Source organism: Paenibacillus rubinfantis (genome assembly GCF_001486505.1).
GTDB classification, from domain to species: domain Bacteria; phylum Bacillota; class Bacilli; order Paenibacillales; family Paenibacillaceae; genus Fontibacillus; species Fontibacillus rubinfantis.
The window spans coordinates 146,277-162,785 of the sequence record NZ_LN909065.1; the positions used below are offsets into that span (position 1 = coordinate 146,277).

Sequence of the window (16,509 nt, forward strand, 5' to 3'; positions counted from 1 at the left end):
TACCCCTGCGCTATCAGGTCTTTCATAGAATCCTATTATACCAGAAAAGGGCAGCGCGGTTATGAAGGATTTTGCAGCTTCCAAGCGGGGCGAATATCCACGCTTTCGTCCCAAGCGCGACCGGACTGAATGGCTTCAAGCAGCGGAGCGACATACCCTCGGTAACGGGAATAATCGGGAACGCCTTGGATATCGGCCAGCAATCGGGGGACCTCCTCGCGGAGCGGCTGTTTGCGGCCAGTGTAAAACGCCGTCCAAACTACGTCCCTCTCCAGCGGCCTCGCATGGAGACGGTCCACGTTCTCAATGATTAAACACGCTAACGCTACAACCCCCTTGGTGACAAGCGGGGAGATCAGGAAGCTGGGCAAGGTGCGATACTCAAAGCCGCCATACTCCTTGATGCGGAAATCGCCAAGGAACCCGTATTTCGGCCGGCGAGGCGCGCTTCGCGGATCCTCCAGCACCGCCAGCAGCAGCGCCAAGTAGTTGTCGAGCGTTCGTAGCAGCTCGGGGGTTAAAGCGATTCCGCTAAAATGCAGGTGTCCGCCCAGCGGAAAACCGCGCTGCGGCATCGCTCCCGCCTGCCAGATCAGCCCGCGATCTTCGATGGAGGCGCGGGCTTCGCGGAACGCGTGCAGCAGATGGACGATCACATCGCGCGGCTCCTTGCCAGGCCTTGGCCGGAGCTCGGCCAGCGGAAACAAGCGCTGCCCGCGATAACGCAGCACGTCGCAGCCCGCTTCGCCGTGAAACTGGAGGTAACGTGAGGCAGGGACCACCTTGCCGTGGGTTGAATCAAACAGCAAAAACTCGGGGTCCATCCCGATCAGCCGCTCCGCTGCCGACTCCCGCAGCTTCTCTTGCTCCTCCAAGGTTTCCCGCATGGCACGGGCGAACCCGGGCACCGCTGCGCTGCCGAAGTCCGAGGCGGGGGTGACGGCATCTACCGTAAACCGCCCTTCCTCTCCGGCCGAAATCACCACCTCGCCAAAATCAAGCCCAACGGCGTATAAGGCCCGAATAGCCGTACTTGTCAGACGTTTATGTAGCGGCGAGTCCGGGGACAGCGGTTCGCTCCGGAGCGGGAGCGTCTGCCCGGCTTGACTAAGCGGCCGAATCTCCCACGCCCGCAAGTGGAACACGGTAACGGCAAAGCGACGCGTGTAGGACGGGACAGCAGTTCGGACCGCATCGGCGCTCCGTTCCAGGGTCGTCGGCTTAAGTCCGGCCGCTTCGAGACGCCGACGCCAATTTTCCAGCGATCCCTTGGGCCGCCCCAGCACGATCTCCTGCACCGGGCCGCCCCAATCGGCTTCCTCGGGGCCATAGCGGATCCATTCCGCAGCTTCCGAAGCAGGTTGGGCAAACCGTCTTCCAGAATAGGCCCCTCCAGATGGCGACCTGCCGGACGATGCCGGTCCTTTCAACACCCGATAGGGTCCTCCCAAACGCTCCAACGCCTGCAGCAGGCGGCTTTTAAACGCACCGGAGCCCAGACGGATTTTCAGTACAAGGTGCTCCTCCTTCACCACCGAGTTCATCCCCTGTCATCGTTAGTGGTTTTTCGAAAAATAAATAAAAAGAGGGCAGCCGCCCTCTTCGACGACGCCCCTGCCGCATATGCTACACTGTAGACTGAAACCTGTGGTACTCACCCATCTGCCCGTTTGCTTCCAACACGAATCACAGTTCGTCGTCGAGGAGATCCGGATCCAAATCTTCATAATCGCCGAGCTCGGAGCCAAAATCGTAATCCTTGTCTTCGATGCCGCTGCTCGGCACCACAAGGACGTTTAACTTTGTTTCGGCAACCAGTTCCACCGCGAACTCGCGTTCCACCCGAATGGATACGCGGCCGTCCCCCGAGACCGTAGCTTCGACGGTGCTGGGTTCCTGCGTGGCTTCAGCGGCCACTTCCACCGTCGACGAACGGTGTCTGGAATCCAGATAGCTCAGCGGAACATTCTCGACGTAAGATACCGTTTCCTTGGCGACCTCGGTCTGCGAGTTCTTGTCGTACGAATACCAGATGTTAATATCGTAAGTACCAATAACTTCAATTCCGTCTCCCGCAGCGACCGCTTCGTACTGGTGGTTGATGATCCAGGCCCCCAGGATGCTCGACGGTTTATGAGGGGGAGTCACGGTATGTGTTACGGTAGAGAACTTACGACCTTTTCCGCAGATCGCTTTCGTGATGATCTCTCTACTTTGATATTTCAATGACATGTTAGAACCTCCTCCATACATCATTCAATAAAAGTGTATGCAGGACATTCGTCTAGGGTGACAACTATTTTATCGGCGCCTGATTTCGTTTGCGCACCCGATTTGCCGCCATTCGAGGAATGGGGGCTTTATTTTTTTTGGAAACGGCTAAATATAAGGAAAGTTCCCGGCACAGCTGCAAGATGGCTGAACGCATTTCAAATTCCTCCCGAGTGGAGGGCATCTCCATTTTCTTGAACTCCTCCTCCAGCTCCGCTAACATCTGCTCCGTAATCCCCGTATACTCCTCTTGATTCACATCCACGCTAAGCCGGTCAAACAACACCGCTACAAATTCGCCTTGCGGTATGCGCTGATACACTTGAGAAATCAGCTCCAGCATCCCTTCGATCCGGCTTAACTGCTCCTTGCGCATGATGAAATAAGCCGTCCATGCCTCGTTGGGTGAGATCATCTGATTTTCAGCCGCCCGCTTAGCGAGCACGTAACCCTCGTCGATCATACGGGCCACATCGGTGAGCTCTTTCCCGTCCCACAGGCGATACGGATCGCGCAGCGAAGCGGCGATTTCCTGAAAAATCCGCGAAAACAAAGCGTCTACATCCCGCCGAGTGTCCAGCAGCTTGTCTTCCGTCTTGGGCATGTACAGAAAATTAACGACCATCGCCGAACCCAGCCCGATGATCAATAACTCCACCTGGGTCAGCAGCACGTGCCAGGAGATTTCCGCACCGCCAAACACGCGAAACACGACGACGGAGCTGGTAACGATACCTTCCTTAAATCCCGCTCGAGCGATCAACGGGAACGCGATGAGTATGTAAAAAGCCAGGACCCAAATATGAAACCCGAGGAAGTAGAACACTCCAAAAGCCAACAACAGTCCCAATATCGAAGCGAAAAACCGTGCCGAGATCGAAGCCAGGCTGCGCTTGCGCGTGACGTCCACCCCGAGAATCGCAAGCAATCCCGCGGAGTTGGCGCCAGCCACCCCGGCAAAATCCGCAATAAATATGGCCATTAACGTAGCGACGGCTGTTTTGATGACTCGAAATCCCATGAAAACCCACCCTTTTTGTCGAAACCGATCTATGAAAATATCCTACTTGATTTCATGCTTCCATACAATGCCATTCTTCCTTGCGCAAGCACCTCACCAACCCATCGCCAGGTCACGCAAAAAAGGGAGCGTTATCGCTCCCTCACCAGCTTCCGTTCGAGATAGACGACCATCTGGTACATCGCCGTCGCCACAATCGCAATGATGACGAGGCTCGACAACACCAGCGTAAAGTTAAACACCTGAAACCCGTAGACGATCAAGTATCCGAGGCCGATCTTGGCGACGAGGAATTCCCCAACGATCACGCCAACCCAGGCCATGCCCACGTTCACCTTCAACGTAGAGACGATGGTGGGGAACGAAGCCGGAAGGATCGCCTTCACAAACACGTCACGCCGAGATCCGCCAAACGTGCGAATCACCTTAACCAGGTTGGCGTCTACTTCATTAAAGCTGTTGAACACAACCAACGTGGTGACAATCACGGTAATCGACAGCGTTGTAACGACAATGGCTGTGAAGCCGGCGCCAAACAGCACGATAAAGATTGGACCCAACGCCACCTTTGGCATGCTGTTGAATACGACCATGTAGGGGTCCAGCACGCGGGACAGAAACGGCGACCACCAGATCAGGACGGCTAATAAGGTCCCGATCAGCGTGCCGAGCAGAAAACCCACCGCCGTTTCCCCTACTGTCATCGCCAGATGCGGCCACAGTTCCCCGCTGACCGCATCCTTGACGATTTGCCGTCCCACCTTCGACGGGTAACTGAAGATCAGCACATCAATCCATCGCAGTTGGCCCGCGAGCTCCCAGCATCCGATGAATAACACGAGGATCAACGCCTGAACGCTCACCACATAGTTGCTCATGCGTCGTTTGCGTTTACGGTACAAGCGCCATTTCTCTTGCAGCCAGGCTTCCTGGTTGTCGGCCGGTTTGGTTACCGATTGCGCCAAGGGCTATCCCTCCTCCCTTTCCGACGTTTCCAAGTCCCGCCAGATTTCATGGAACAGCTCGTTAAAGCCCTCGGCTTCCCGGGCGTAGAACGGCTGCGCCTTCCGAATATTCTCCGGAATTTCATACATGCTGCGAATCCGGCCGGGTCTGGGAGCCAGCACGATAACCCGGTCGCTGACCGCGATCGCTTCGGACAGATCATGGGTCACCAGGACGCCGGTTTTCTCCCGTTGCTTCAAGGTTCCCCATACCAGATCCTCCAGTTGCAGCTTCGTTTGGTAATCGAGCGCCGAGAATGGCTCATCCAGGAGGAGCAGCTCTGGATCGGTCGCCAGGGTACGCACAAGGGCGACCCGTTGACGCATCCCGCCCGACAGCTGATGCGGATACAGATTCTCCGTATCGCCCAGGCCCATTTCTGCGAGCAGCGCCCGGGCATTTTCCGTGCTTTCCGGCGTTAACCTCCCCGTCAGCTCCAGCCCTAGCACACTATTGCTCAGAATCGTCCGCCACGGGAACAAATAATCCTGCTGCAGCATATAACCAACCTGCGGGGTTGGCCCTGTCACCGGTTTGCCGTGCAGCAGCACCTCCCCCCGGGAAGGAGAGAGCAAACCTGCCATGACGGAGAGAAGCGTGGTCTTTCCGCAACCGCTGGGACCAACGAGACTGATGAATTCGCCCGGCTCCACCGTCAAATTCATCCCTTGCAAAGCGAGGACGGCCTCTCGGTCCGTCACGTAGACCAGATCCAGGTTTTTCAGTTCCACGACAGAAGGCAAAAGCGCTCACGCTCCTTTTCCGTTGTTTCTTGTATTACTTCACCGTGTTCACGGCTTTTTCTGCGAAACTATTGTCAACCACCTTCTCAGGGGCAACCCGCTCGTTTAATTCCCCTGCGCTTTCCATCACGTCAAGCAGGTTGTTCCAAGCATCCTCCGCCAATGCCGGGGTTTCGGCATAGCTCCCCTGTTCCTGATAACGCTTGATCGAGCTGACCAAGATGTCCATGTCCGTGTCTTTAAAATAGGGAGCAACCGCCTCGGCGATCTCTTCCGGCGTATGCGATTGGACCCAAAGTTGGGCTTTATGCACCGCGTTCGTAAACTTCTGAACCACTTCCGGGCGATCCTTCATGTAGCTCTGCTTGGTCATAAATACCGTGTAAGGCAGCCTTCCGCTCTCCGTCCCAAAGGAAGCGACGACGTGGCCCTTCCCTTCCTTCTCAACAATAGAAGCCTGCGGTTCGAACAACTGGACAAACTGTCCTGTTCCCGATACAAATGCCGCTGTGATATTCGCGAAATCCACATTCTGGATCAGTTCCAGATCTTGTTGAGGATCGATCCCGTGCTTACGCAGGGTGAACTCTCCGGCCATTTGCGGCATACCGCCTTTCCGCTGACCAAGAAATACGCTGCCCTTCAGCTTCTCCCAATCGAAATCTCCGGAATCCCGGGCAACCAGGAAGGTACCATCGGTTTGCGTCAACTGAGCAAAATTAATTACCGGGTCTTCCGCCCCTTGTTGAAACACGTAAATCGACGTTTCCGCGCCCACCAGCGCCACATCGATCGCCCCCGACAGCAGTGCGGTCATCGTTTTATCGCCGCCGGCTGTCGTTTGCAGCTCGACGTCCAGTCCTTCCTCTTTAAAGAAGCCTTTCTCTAAAGCTACATATTGAGGGGCATAAAAAACGGAACGGGTAACTTCCCCGATTTTCACCTTTGGTGTTTGGCCGCTTCCTCCGCAACCGCTCAGGGCTGCCGTCAGGAGAACGATGAGCGCGAGCCATAACCCCTTTCTAGCGTTGTTCATGCCGTTCACCTCTCCTTCTACATGGAGTTTCATAGCCAATCGTCTGCGAGCGGTTGGCCAGAACATACTAAATACTATGCGATGGCCCAGCAAAAGGTTAAGCGTTGACGAACGATGATAGGGTCCCTGGGGATACGTAAGACAAGAGCTTGGGGAAAGGAACGAAATAAACGCAAAAAGGCCGCCCTGAGCGGATGAATCCGCCCCAGGACAGCCTTGAATGGGTGGCCGGTTAAATGCCGTAAATGCTCTTGAATTTTTGCTCCAGGTAGTCTGCAAGATAATCCGGATTCAGCTCTTCCCCGGTAACCGCGAGGATGATTTCGGACGGCTTGCGGCTTTTGCCGTATTTGTAGATTTTGTCGGTCAGCCATTCCTTGATCGGTTGGAAGTTCCCGTCCGCAACAAAACCTTCGAACTGCGGCAGCTCCTTCTGCAGCGTATTGGCGATCTGCGCGGCATACATGTTGCCTAGTGCATAAGATGGGAAATATCCAAACAGCCCACCCGACCAGTGAACGTCCTGCAGGACGCCAAGCCCGTCATTCGGCGGCGTCAAGCCAAGATAGTCGCGGTATTTCTCGTTCCACACTTTAGGCAGCTCGCTTACCGGCAACGCTTCATTAAACAGCATCTTTTCGATCTCGTAACGGATGATGATATGCAAATTGTAAGTCAATTCATCCGCTTCGATCCGGATTAACGAGTTCTCCACGCGATTGATGCCGCGGAAGAACGCTTCCGGCGTGGCGTCCTTGAGCTGTTCCGGGAAGTGCTGCTGGAGTTCGCCGAAATACCGCTGCCAGAACGGCAGGCTGCGCCCCACGAAGTTCTCCCAGAAGCGAGACTGGGATTCATGAATCCCCATAGACGTCCCTTGGGCTAGCGGCGATCCGGCCAGCTCCGGAGAAACGTTCTGCTCGTAGAGGGCATGGCCGCCTTCATGCAAAGAGCTGAAGATCGCGCTGGCGACATCATCCTGCTTATAGTTGGTCGTGATTCGCACATCGCCATGATTCAGCGTCGTTTGGAACGGGTGGACCGTTTCGTCGATCCGTCCGGCTTCGAAGTCGTAGCCGATTTGCTCGAGGAGGAACCGGCTGAACTTCGCCTGCTGTTCCGTATCGAACAACTGATCCAGGAATGGCGCTTCCGGCTTGTTCTTCGCCGTTGCGACCGCTTCGACCAGCGGCACCAGTCGGTCGCGTAGCTGCCCGAATACCTGATCGAGCTTCTCGACCGTTAGATCCGGTTCATACATATGTAGCAACGTATCATAACGAGTGGCCTTCGGACCCCAATAGTCGATAAACTCCTGGTTTTTTTCCACGATTTGCGTCAAATAAGGTTCAAAACCGGCGAAATCGCTGTTTTCCTTGAAGTCCTCCCACATCGTTTCGGAATGAGCCGTAAGCTCGGTATATTCGCGGAATTTTTGCGGTGGAATCTTCACGCTCCGGTCGTACTCCTCCTGTACATCAAGCACCATCCGGCGTTTAACATCGTCCAGTTCATCCAAGACGGAAGGCTGATTCAAATACCCCAGATATTCACCCATTTCCGCCGAGGTTTGCAGCTTAAAAGCTTCCGTGGACAATAAGCCGATGGTGGCTGCGCGCGTCTCCGCTCCTTTTCGCGGCGCTCCGGTACGCAAATCCCAATTCATCAGTGCGACGGCTTCCCCATAGCTGTGAATCTTTTGCAGAAGCTCTCGAAAGAGCTCCCATTTTTCAACCGTTTCCTGCTTCATGACAACTCCCGCCTTTACTGGTGAAATTTACTGCTACTCTTGATGATACTTTTAACAAACCGTATAATCAAATTTTAAGCGGACGAAATCACTTTTTTGAAATATTTTATTTCCAGGTAAAGGAGCTGTCTACATCCTATGAAAATATCTTTGAACCCGACGGCCGAAAAGCTGATTGCCGACAAACTGGGCGCTAAGCCAGGCCTTCTCCGTCTCGTGTACGATACGGAAAACTGCGGTTGTGGCATGAGCGGCGTTCCGGTACTTCACCTTGCGACCGAGCCCGGCGCTTATGACATCCCAATGGAGAACGAGGTGTATCCGTTTTGGATCGATAAAATGCAGGCGGTGTTTTTCGAAGAAGAACTTACCCTAAAAGGGGAAGAAACCACCGGCACGTTCCGTTTGGATGGGCCTTCTCAATTTTACAAGTCCAATATTCCATTGGTGGACCGCCGATAATTACGCCGAAGTTTTTTACCCAACCCTAAGGAGGCAGGAACCATGAACAAGCTGCAAACGATTCTGGAGTATAACCGCAAATTTGTGGAAGACAAGGAATACGAGAAGTATGTGACGGATAAATTTCCCGAGAAGAAGATCGCTGTCGTCACCTGTATGGATACCCGGCTCGTGGAACTGCTGCCTAAAGCGATGAACCTGCGCAACGGCGATGTGAAGCTGATCAAAAATGCCGGTGCGATTATCTCCCAACCTTTCGGTAGCGTTATGCGCAGTCTGCTGGTGGCGATTTACGAGCTCCACGCGCAAGAGGTGTTTATTGTTGGCCATACCGGCTGCGGGATGGCGGCGTTGAATTCGGACCGGATGATCGGCTCCATGCGGGAGCGAGGCATCAGCGAAGATACGTTAAGTACGTTGGAGAACTCCGGCATCAAGCTGAATAAATGGCTGCGCGGCTTCGAAAACGAGAAGGAAGGCGTTATCCAGACGGTAAATATCGTCAAGAGACACCCTCTGCTCCCCGCCGATATTCCCGTTCACGGGATGCTGATTGATTCCACGACAGGCGAATTGGAGCTTGTCATTGACGGATATCAGCCGCTTCATTAGTAATATCAACAACCAGAACTGAGAGAATTCGCCTGCATGGGGAAAGGATGTAGCAACGAGATGACGTATGATTTCGACGAACGTTTGCCGCGGAAAGGAACCTTCTCAGAGAAATGGGATACGGGCCAGGAGCTGTTCGGTGATCCGGATGTCTTGCCCTTGTGGGTCGCCGACATGGATTTCCGCTGCGCACCGGCCATTGTCGAAGCCGTTACGGAACGGGCTAAGCTGGGAATTTACGGCTACACGACCCGGCCCAAAGAATACCTGGAGGCCATCACCGGCTGGCTGGACCGCCGGCACGGTTGGAGCGTTGACGCGTCTTGGTTGACCGATACCCCGGGCGTCGTGCCTGCGCTAGGCGTAGCCGTCCAGGTATTAACCGAGCCGGGAGACCGGGTGATCCTGCAGTCCCCGGTATATAATCCGTTCTACGATGTGATCCGCAATAACGGCCGCGAAGTCGCCGAAAATCCGCTGATTCTTGAAAACGGGCGTTACCGTATGGATTACGGCCAGTTGGAGTCGCTGATGCAGGACGGCGCCAAGCTGATGCTGCTGTGCAGCCCCCATAATCCCGGCGGGCGGGTTTGGGCCCGGGACGAGCTGGTACGTCTCGGCGAACTCTGCTTGAAATACGGAGTAAAAGTCGTCTCGGACGAAATTCATAGTGACCTGGTGTTCAAAGAAAATCGACATTTGCCGTTTGCTTCGCTCTCGGAAGCCCTTGCTGGCATCACGATTACCTGTGCGGCACCTTCCAAGACGTTTAATATCCCGGGGCTCGCTACGGCGTATACGATCATTCCGAACGCGGCGATCCGCAAACGATTTGCAGAACGGATCAAAGCGTTAGCCATCGGTTCGTTGAACTATTTCGGCCCCTCTGCGACCATCGCCGCGTATAACCAAAGCGAAGATTGGCTTGACGCCGTCTTGGATTATATCCGCGCCAACCGCGACTTCGCGGTTGCTGCTCTAGCGGAACGGCTGCCTGAGGTTACCCCTGTCCTCTCCGAAGGCACCTACTTGTTATGGGTGGACGGCCGGGCGCTGGGCTGGAGCAAAGCTCAGATGAAGCAAGTGATGTACAAGGAAGCCCGCATCGCATTTACCGAAGGCTCCATTTATGGTCAGAACGGCGAAGGGTTCCTGCGCATTAACCTGGCTTGTCCGCGCTCGTTATTGCAAGAGGCGCTGGAGCGTTTTTGTACAGCGGTTACCGCACGCAACGCGAAAGATTAATGCCCCTCTCTTGAAAAAACAACAAAGCCGGATAGACGCCTTGTCTTCCGGCTTTGTTGTATTTAGATTTAGGTACGGCGCATATAGGCACGAACCGTTATCGGGGCAAATACCGCCACGATGACGGCAGCTCCTACGAGGGATGTCACCAAATCCCCGCCGACTACTCCGTTGTTCACTAACTCCCGAACCGCGGTAACCAAATGCGAGATCGGGTTGATATTCACGAACCATTGCAGCCATTTCGGCATCGTATCGACCGGAACAAACGCATTGGACAGGAACGTCAGCGGGAACAACACGATCATCGAAATCCCCTGGACGCTGGATGCCGTTCGCGCAATGACGCCAAAGAAAGCGAAGATCCAGCTGATCGCCCAAGAACAGGCAATCACAAGCAGCGCTGCAAGGGCGACGGAGCCGAGGCCCCCTGCAGGCCGGAAGCCCATGAAATAACCCATGACAAAGGTCAAGACCGTAGCGATCGTATAGCGCACCGTGTCCGCCAGTAAGGCACCGGCCAATGGAGCGATTCGCGCGATCGGCAGCGACTTGAAGCGGTCGAAGACCCCCTTCTCCATATCCTCTCGCAGCTGGACCCCGGTGACGACGGACGTCGAAATGACGGTTTGCACCAAAATCCCCGGGATAATGACCGGCAAATAGCTCATCACATCACCCGATATTGCCCCGCCGAAAATATAAGTGAACATCAGCGTAAAAATGATCGGTTGAATCGTCACGTCAAACAATTGCTCCGGCGTTCGCTTTATTTTTACTAAACCTCGGTACGCCATAGTGAAAGAATGACGGAGCGATTGACGGAGACTCGTGTGATTCCTCAGCGGTCGTGCGGCCTTGGTGTTGACTGCCGGGCTGTTCATGCCATTACCCCCTTCTGCTTGAGTTCGTAGGCGTCCGTTTCGGCGGTATCCCCTTCGACGCCACGCCCGGTCAACGTTAAGAAGACTTCGTCCAGCGTTGGCTTCTGAACGCTTAATTCCAATAAATCCACCCCTGCTTCACGCAAAGCGATCAACAGGTCCGTCACTCGATCCGCCTCCGCCATCGGCGCGGTAATCTTCCCGGCCTCCGCCGAGATGTTTGAAGGCACCTTCAGTACCTGCTCCACAACTCTTCGAGCCTCTGCCAGATCCAACGAATTGCGGATTCTTAACTGCAACAACGAGGCGCCAACCGAGGTTTTTAAATCGTCGACCGTCCCTTCCGCAATCACCTGTCCGCGATCGATAACGGCAATCCGGTCCGCCAGCTGGTCCGCTTCATCCAAGTATTGCGTCGTTAACAGCACGGTCGAACCCGAAGTAACCAGACGGCGGATCGTGTCCCACATCTGCGTCCGCGTCCGCGGATCCAGCCCCGTCGTTGGTTCATCGAGGAAGATCAGCGGCGGCTGAGCGATCAAGCTGGCCGCTAAATCCAGGCGCCGCCGCATCCCGCCCGAGAAATGCTTCAGCGGGCGCTTGGCCGCCTCCGACAAGCCAAACTCCTCCAGCAGGTCCTCCGCCTTACGACGAGCTTCACCGCGACTCAAGCTTAACAATCTGGAGAAGATGATGAGGTTTTCCGTCGCGCTTAGCGTTTCATCTACCGAGGCATACTGCCCGGTCACGCCGATTAACTGACGTACGATATGCTGCTCCTTTACAACGTCATGTCCAAAAATGCGGGCCGAACCTGCATCCGGACGCAGCAAGGTGGCCAACATGCGGATCGTCGTTGTCTTCCCAGCCCCGTTAGGCCCCAGGACGCCGTATATCATGCCGCTCCCCACCTGCAGGTTCACCCCGTCTACCGCGCGGTTCGTTCCGAATATCTTAACGAGACCCTCGGCTTCGATCGCCGGTTGGGTTGCGCCTCCCGTCATGGCTAATGTTTTTGTGTTCATCCGTTTTCTTCCTCCTATCCTACACCCAATGGGATCTACAGTTAGGAGGTTAACCGAGTTAGTTAAACTGAATTTAAACCCTATTCACAATTAAAAAACACACCCAAGACTGGGTGTGTTCGTGTTACTTCGGCTTCGTTTTACGCAGTTCTTTCAGCTGTTCATAAGCTTGCTCTAATGCTTTTTTTCGCTGCTCCATGGATTGAAGGTGCTGGCGTTCGATCTCGACAAACCGCTCGCTGTCAAACTCGATCCATTGCTTCATCAGGGAGGCGTTCGGAAGGGCATTCGCCCGAACTTCTTTTCGTTTTACGGCAACACAACACAAATAGTTATGCTGCAATTCCATTTGCAAGATCTCAAACCAAGGATCCAGGCAATTGCCAAAGTTCCCCGCATAGAAGGTTTGCTTATGATCGTGGAAGGGATGAAATCCATAGGGGACCGTCACGACGAGGGTACCGCCGTCTGCCAGTAATCGATAAGCGTGGGTGAGCAGTAGCGCGGGATTGGCAAAATGCTCCAGAATTTGTCCTAATATCACCGTATCAAACCGCTGTTGACCCGGGAGCTCCGTGACATCGGCCACCTTGAATTGAACCTTGGACCGGACGGGTCCGGATTCCCGGGACAACTCCTTTTGCGCATATTGAATAGCCTCCTCTTCCACATCCACCCCAACCACCCTCCGTCCTTCCCGGCCCAGAAGGATCGAAGTGATCCCTTGGCTGCACCCAACGTCAAGCATCCGATGCCCGGACACGTGCCGGCAAATCCAATGGATTCTGGCACGTGTGGCTTCGTGGGATTTAACCGTATTCACCAACCCGTAGTAACGTTCGTTCACTCGATCATTATTTACCATATACATTCACCTCCTTCAATCGAGGGGAAGCTGCAACTAACCCATGAAATCTTTTAATACCTTACGGATTTCTGCGGGGCTTAATCGATCGCGAGGCGGCACTTTTTTCGCTGAGGTATTGTCTTGATGGATCACGTTGACATAGTTGCGGGGTGCAAGCAGTTCATGCGGTAAATCAATGACGTTGCCGTGCGTCCCCCGCCCTGGAAGCTTCACGCGGTACCCGGACAGATACTCTGCCGTCTTGTATAGGTAAACGTAGAACTGCGGAGAGCGATGGAAGGTGGGAGCCATTTCACCGTGAACGCTATCCCATAAATAGCCGTTCTGATTAATCAAAGCGATCGTTCCAGGCTTCGGCCGGTAATTATGGAGCTGCTGCACATAAGTTTTATGATACAGGTCATCGGAATCCAAACGCGCAACATATAAATCAACGGCATTACCGGCAAAAGCTTTGATTTTCCCAATGCTGTCGCGGTTCGTCCCAAACCAGATATTGCTCGGAAGCGGCGGTTGTTTAGACAAAATATCCGCTACGATCGCTTCGGTTCCTTCGGCAATCTTCAATACCGCCAGAAAGTTCTGATTAGTTTGGGCTTTTAATGATTTCAAGGTAAAGTTGCGAAAGATCGCGATCCGGTTCTCCAGCCACGGCCGTGTAAACCGCTCCGGGTTAAAACCAAACGTATTGAAATTGCTCTCAATCACCACTTTTTTGGACATGCACTTCCCTCCTTGTCATATAGCCCCTGCTTGCTTTGACTTGCGCGAACGGAGCTACCGATCTTTCACTATATGCTAGACAATAGGAGAAGGACAGGGACGCATTCCATAACGCACGATGAAAATAGTCAACCATACTGCCAACTTTACTCCGCGGTACAAGCACACAATTCAAAAAGTCATCGCGAACATAGACTGAAATGATTAAGCATGCGAAAGGAATGAAACGTCCAATGCAACAAATCTACTTAGAGACTCGAGACTTGCTCAAGCAAATCGAAGACGCGGTCGAGAACCGAAAGCAATTCTCGTTGGTACGGATCGGCGATGGAGAGAACTTGGTGATGTCGCAGCACCACGTCTGGCCCATTTCCAAAGTGCTGCAGGAACGGTGGGCGATGAAAGCAAACCGCGGAGAAAAGGGCCTCACCCTTCCCAATTTACCGCTGCGCAACGCCGTAGTTTCTTCGGTAAAGAAGGCGACCGTCGTAGGGATTCTGCCCGCTGGAGACAACACGATCAATGCGCCGGATTATTTAAAAAGACCCTTGACGGATAAAGTATTTGCCCATTACCAAGTTAAACCGGCCGTGATTTGCCATGCCGGTGTGAACCGGGAGTTAGCCCGGATGAAGGAATTTTGGTCGCTGCTCTCCGGGCGGAGGATTCTCGTTATCACACGGGAAGCCGAAAAAATCAAGGAGCGGCTTGAAAAAGAACCGTATCTTCAAAACATCGTGTACGCCCTGCCCTTTGACCAATGGTCGGAGTACCGTAAAACGATCAAATGGGTCATCGCTCATAAAAACCACTTTGACGTCGCCTTGATTTCGTGCGGGGTCAGCGCAGTGGTACTGGCCGAGCAAATTGCCTCACTGACAGGTAAAGTGGCGCTCGATTTCGGCAAGGCGAACAATATCATCTTAAAAGGGCGCCCCAATTAAACTTAGGGCGCCCTTGGTTTGGCTACGATGTAGCCGGTTTATGTTCCTATATGCAGCACGCGATCTACCCAATTTTGATAGAATGCACGCTCATGGGAAACCAGCAGCACGCTGCCGCGAAATTCGATTAATGCCTGACGCAGCGCCGCTTTGGCCTCCTGATCCAGGTGATGGGTGGGTTCGTCCAGGATCAGAAAATTGCAGGGCTTCAGCAGCAGCCGGCCTAATTTCACCTTCGATTGTTCCCCGCCGCTTAGCGTGCCAATCGCCCGGGCCGCCAACGTCTGATTTAACCCGCAGCGGGCTAAATGACGACGGATGTCCTTGCCGTTCAGGTCGGGACGAAGCTCGGCGATCACCTGAATCGGGGTCATCGCGGGTTCCTCCCAAACCAGCTCCTGCTCGAAATAACCAACCTGCACCCGGTCTGCAAAGCGATAATCGCCGGATAAGGCCGGAAGCTGCCGAACCAGCGTTTTCAATAAAGTCGACTTGCCGATACCGTTGAATCCGGAGATCACCAGCTTCTCACCGCCTGTCACCTGGAAATTGAGCGGCGGTAACAGCGGCTGACCATACCCGACTACGAGCCGGCGTGTTTCCAGCGCCACCCGCCCGGGCGGTGCCAGCTCCTGAAACCGGAACGCCGGAGGATGCGTCTGGATTGGCGGACCTAACCGTTCCATTCGTTCCAGCTGTTTACGTCGCCCTTGTGCGATTTTACTGTTCACGCCCGCGATGTTTTTGCGGATATAACTCTCGGTGGCTTCGATTTTCTTCTTCTGCGCTTCGTAACGACGTTCGTAATCCCTATGCAGATGGTCCTTTTGCCGCAAAAAGTCGTTATAGCTGCCCGGGTATTTCCGGATCAAACCAAATTCGATATCACAGATACAGGTCGTCACTTTCTGAAGGAATGTGGCATCATGCGAGACAACGATCAATGCGCCGCGAAATGACGCTAACGCACCAGACAGCCATTCCACATGCTCTCGATCAAGGAAGTTGGTCGGCTCATCGAGCAGCAGCACATCGGGCTGTTCGAGCAGCAGCTTAGCCAGGATAACCCGGGCTCTTTGTCCCCCGCTTAACTCCGACATTGGACGCTCCATCCCCATCGCTTGAATCCCTAGGCCCGTAGAGGTCTGATCGATCCGGCTATCGATGCTGTAGAAATCACCGGCCTCCAGCTTCTCCTGGTATTGCGCCGCCAATTTTAATCGGCTCTCATCTCCCGTGAGCGCCACCTCCCGGTAGATCTCGGTCATTTTTCGTTCTAGTGCATACAGATCCTCATAAGCGGTTCTCATATAATTCCGGATCGATAGGTCTCCCGAGATCCGGGCATGTTGATCCAGGTGTCCCAACCGCAGACGCGGCTGCCACTTGATCCTCCCTTGGTCAGGAATCATTTCGCCGGTCAGCATACGGATAAGCGTACTTTTACCCGCCCCATTTTGCCCGACGAGTCCCATATGCTCCCCCGCGTGTAATTCCATCGAAGCCCCTCGGTACAATTCCTTATCCCCGAAACGGTGCGTCACGTCGCTCATTTCTAATAAACTCATGTCCAACTCCTCTTTTCTTCTGAAAAATAAAAAAGCAGAGAAACAAGCGCCTATCGGCGCCGGTCCTCTGCTTGGGAAAACCCCGTTTAAAAACACAAAGGACCAAGGACAAAACATTGTCCTTGGCCCTTTAATCCATGCATTTACCGGTTCAATGCCACACTCGAATAAGCCTAGGGGTCCTATGCTTTCCGGGTCAAGCGATCAACCGATGAATGCAGGAAGCTAAGCTTCCCGATTAAGCTCCGCACAATGCTTCATCCTGAACATGTGTACGGAGCGAAGTTCCCTAACGAGTTTTCCATTTTGAAGATAAATCATGGCTTGCACCTTCCTATTCCATAAATCCCCT

Annotated in this window: 16 protein-coding genes; 4 read left to right on the plus strand and 12 right to left on the minus strand. The window is 53.9% G+C overall.

The features are described 5' to 3' along the window. Positions 1 to 59 precede the first annotated feature (59 nt). From BN3277_RS12050 to BN3277_RS12080, 7 genes are all read right to left on the minus strand, one after another. Positions 60 to 1,544, minus strand: a complete 1,485-nt coding sequence (locus BN3277_RS12050; RefSeq protein WP_232436408.1) for a putative amidoligase domain-containing protein — start codon at positions 1,542 to 1,544, stop codon at positions 60 to 62. A 142-nt stretch (positions 1,545 to 1,686) separates the two neighbouring features. Continuing rightward, positions 1,687 to 2,232 (minus strand): outer spore coat protein CotE, encoded by a 546-nt coding sequence (cotE, locus tag BN3277_RS12055; RefSeq protein WP_059042990.1) that lies wholly within the window; start codon positions 2,230 to 2,232, stop codon positions 1,687 to 1,689. A gap of 64 nt (positions 2,233 to 2,296) precedes the next feature. Next, positions 2,297 to 3,292, minus strand: coding sequence for an aromatic acid exporter family protein (locus BN3277_RS12060; RefSeq protein ID WP_059042991.1), 996 nt, complete (start codon positions 3,290 to 3,292; stop codon positions 2,297 to 2,299). 131 nt (positions 3,293 to 3,423) lie between these two features. Next, positions 3,424 to 4,170, minus strand: a complete 747-nt coding sequence (locus BN3277_RS12065; protein WP_232436449.1) for an ABC transporter permease — start codon at positions 4,168 to 4,170, stop codon at positions 3,424 to 3,426. Between the two features lie 90 nt (positions 4,171 to 4,260). After that, positions 4,261 to 5,040, minus strand: a complete 780-nt coding sequence (locus BN3277_RS12070; RefSeq protein WP_059042996.1) for an ABC transporter ATP-binding protein — start codon at positions 5,038 to 5,040, stop codon at positions 4,261 to 4,263. Between the two features lie 34 nt (positions 5,041 to 5,074). Further along, positions 5,075 to 6,076: an ABC transporter substrate-binding protein gene (locus tag BN3277_RS12075; RefSeq protein ID WP_059042997.1), complete on the minus strand. Its 1,002-nt coding sequence runs from the start codon at positions 6,074 to 6,076 to the stop codon at positions 5,075 to 5,077. A gap of 232 nt (positions 6,077 to 6,308) precedes the next feature. Then, entirely contained in the window at positions 6,309 to 7,826 is a 1,518-nt protein-coding gene (locus tag BN3277_RS12080; protein WP_059042999.1) for a carboxypeptidase M32, read from the minus strand. Positions 7,827 to 7,964: 138 nt separating this feature from the next. On the opposite strand from BN3277_RS12080, the gene BN3277_RS12085 reads away from it, so the two are divergent. From BN3277_RS12085 to BN3277_RS12095, 3 genes are read left to right on the plus strand one after another with little or no spacing between them, the layout of a single operon-like run. Continuing rightward, complete coding sequence (locus tag BN3277_RS12085) at positions 7,965 to 8,288, plus strand: iron-sulfur cluster biosynthesis family protein (protein ID WP_059043001.1); 324 nt, start codon at positions 7,965 to 7,967, stop codon at positions 8,286 to 8,288. Positions 8,289 to 8,330: 42 nt separating this feature from the next. Beyond that, a complete protein-coding gene (locus BN3277_RS12090; RefSeq protein ID WP_059043003.1) occupies positions 8,331 to 8,900 on the plus strand; it encodes a beta-class carbonic anhydrase in 570 nt (189 codons plus the stop codon). Positions 8,901 to 8,960: 60 nt separating this feature from the next. Further along, the gene (locus BN3277_RS12095; protein WP_059043005.1) at positions 8,961 to 10,145 is read left to right on the plus strand and encodes a MalY/PatB family protein; all 1,185 of its coding nucleotides are present in this window, start codon (positions 8,961 to 8,963) and stop codon (positions 10,143 to 10,145) included. Between the two features lie 68 nt (positions 10,146 to 10,213). On the opposite strand, the gene BN3277_RS12100 is transcribed toward BN3277_RS12095, so the two are convergent. The 4 genes from BN3277_RS12100 to BN3277_RS12115 form a co-directional block, all read right to left on the minus strand. Beyond that, positions 10,214 to 11,029 carry an ABC transporter permease gene (locus BN3277_RS12100; RefSeq protein ID WP_059043007.1) on the minus strand — a complete coding sequence of 272 codons (816 nt, stop codon included), beginning with the start codon at positions 11,027 to 11,029 and terminating at the stop codon, positions 10,214 to 10,216. Next, positions 11,026 to 12,054: an ATP-binding cassette domain-containing protein gene (locus tag BN3277_RS12105; protein ID WP_059043008.1), complete on the minus strand. Its 1,029-nt coding sequence runs from the start codon at positions 12,052 to 12,054 to the stop codon at positions 11,026 to 11,028. The genes BN3277_RS12100 and BN3277_RS12105 overlap by 4 nt, the downstream gene beginning before the upstream one ends. A gap of 124 nt (positions 12,055 to 12,178) precedes the next feature. Beyond that, on the minus strand, positions 12,179 to 12,919 hold the full coding sequence (locus tag BN3277_RS12110) for a class I SAM-dependent methyltransferase (RefSeq protein WP_059043010.1): 741 nt from the start codon (positions 12,917 to 12,919) through the stop codon (positions 12,179 to 12,181). A gap of 36 nt (positions 12,920 to 12,955) precedes the next feature. Beyond that, complete coding sequence (locus tag BN3277_RS12115) at positions 12,956 to 13,645, minus strand: glycosyltransferase (protein ID WP_059043012.1); 690 nt, start codon at positions 13,643 to 13,645, stop codon at positions 12,956 to 12,958. Between the two features lie 221 nt (positions 13,646 to 13,866). On the opposite strand from BN3277_RS12115, the gene BN3277_RS12120 reads away from it, so the two are divergent. Next, a complete protein-coding gene (locus BN3277_RS12120) occupies positions 13,867 to 14,589 on the plus strand; it encodes a GT-D fold domain-containing glycosyltransferase (RefSeq protein ID WP_232436409.1) in 723 nt (240 codons plus the stop codon). 38 nt (positions 14,590 to 14,627) lie between these two features. Here the strand turns inward: BN3277_RS12120 and BN3277_RS12125 are convergent, their stop codons facing one another. Further along, positions 14,628 to 16,157: an ABC-F family ATP-binding cassette domain-containing protein gene (locus BN3277_RS12125; protein WP_059043017.1), complete on the minus strand. Its 1,530-nt coding sequence runs from the start codon at positions 16,155 to 16,157 to the stop codon at positions 14,628 to 14,630. Between the last annotated feature and the right edge of the window lie 352 nt (positions 16,158 to 16,509).

Coding starts and splice junctions, on each gene's coding strand:
- BN3277_RS12060 (WP_059042991.1), bottom strand. CDS start 3,292: ATGGGATTTCGAGTCATCAAAACAGCCGTCGCTACGTTAATGGCCATA.
- BN3277_RS12110 (WP_059043010.1), bottom strand. CDS start 12,919: ATGGTAAATAATGATCGAGTGAACGAACGTTACTACGGGTTGGTGAAT.
- cotE (WP_059042990.1), bottom strand. CDS start 2,232: ATGTCATTGAAATATCAAAGTAGAGAGATCATCACGAAAGCGATCTGC.
- BN3277_RS12075 (WP_059042997.1), bottom strand. CDS start 6,076: ATGAACAACGCTAGAAAGGGGTTATGGCTCGCGCTCATCGTTCTCCTG.
- BN3277_RS12090 (WP_059043003.1), top strand. CDS start 8,331: ATGAACAAGCTGCAAACGATTCTGGAGTATAACCGCAAATTTGTGGAA.
- BN3277_RS12095 (WP_059043005.1), top strand. CDS start 8,961: ATGACGTATGATTTCGACGAACGTTTGCCGCGGAAAGGAACCTTCTCA.
- BN3277_RS12120 (WP_232436409.1), top strand. CDS start 13,867: ATGAAACGTCCAATGCAACAAATCTACTTAGAGACTCGAGACTTGCTC.
- BN3277_RS12080 (WP_059042999.1), bottom strand. CDS start 7,826: ATGAAGCAGGAAACGGTTGAAAAATGGGAGCTCTTTCGAGAGCTTCTG.
- BN3277_RS12115 (WP_059043012.1), bottom strand. CDS start 13,645: ATGTCCAAAAAAGTGGTGATTGAGAGCAATTTCAATACGTTTGGTTTT.
- BN3277_RS12050 (WP_232436408.1), bottom strand. CDS start 1,544: ATGAACTCGGTGGTGAAGGAGGAGCACCTTGTACTGAAAATCCGTCTG.
- BN3277_RS12105 (WP_059043008.1), bottom strand. CDS start 12,054: ATGAACACAAAAACATTAGCCATGACGGGAGGCGCAACCCAACCGGCG.
- BN3277_RS12085 (WP_059043001.1), top strand. CDS start 7,965: ATGAAAATATCTTTGAACCCGACGGCCGAAAAGCTGATTGCCGACAAA.
- BN3277_RS12065 (WP_232436449.1), bottom strand. CDS start 4,170: ATGAGCAACTATGTGGTGAGCGTTCAGGCGTTGATCCTCGTGTTATTC.
- BN3277_RS12125 (WP_059043017.1), bottom strand. CDS start 16,157: ATGAGTTTATTAGAAATGAGCGACGTGACGCACCGTTTCGGGGATAAG.
- BN3277_RS12100 (WP_059043007.1), bottom strand. CDS start 11,029: ATGAACAGCCCGGCAGTCAACACCAAGGCCGCACGACCGCTGAGGAAT.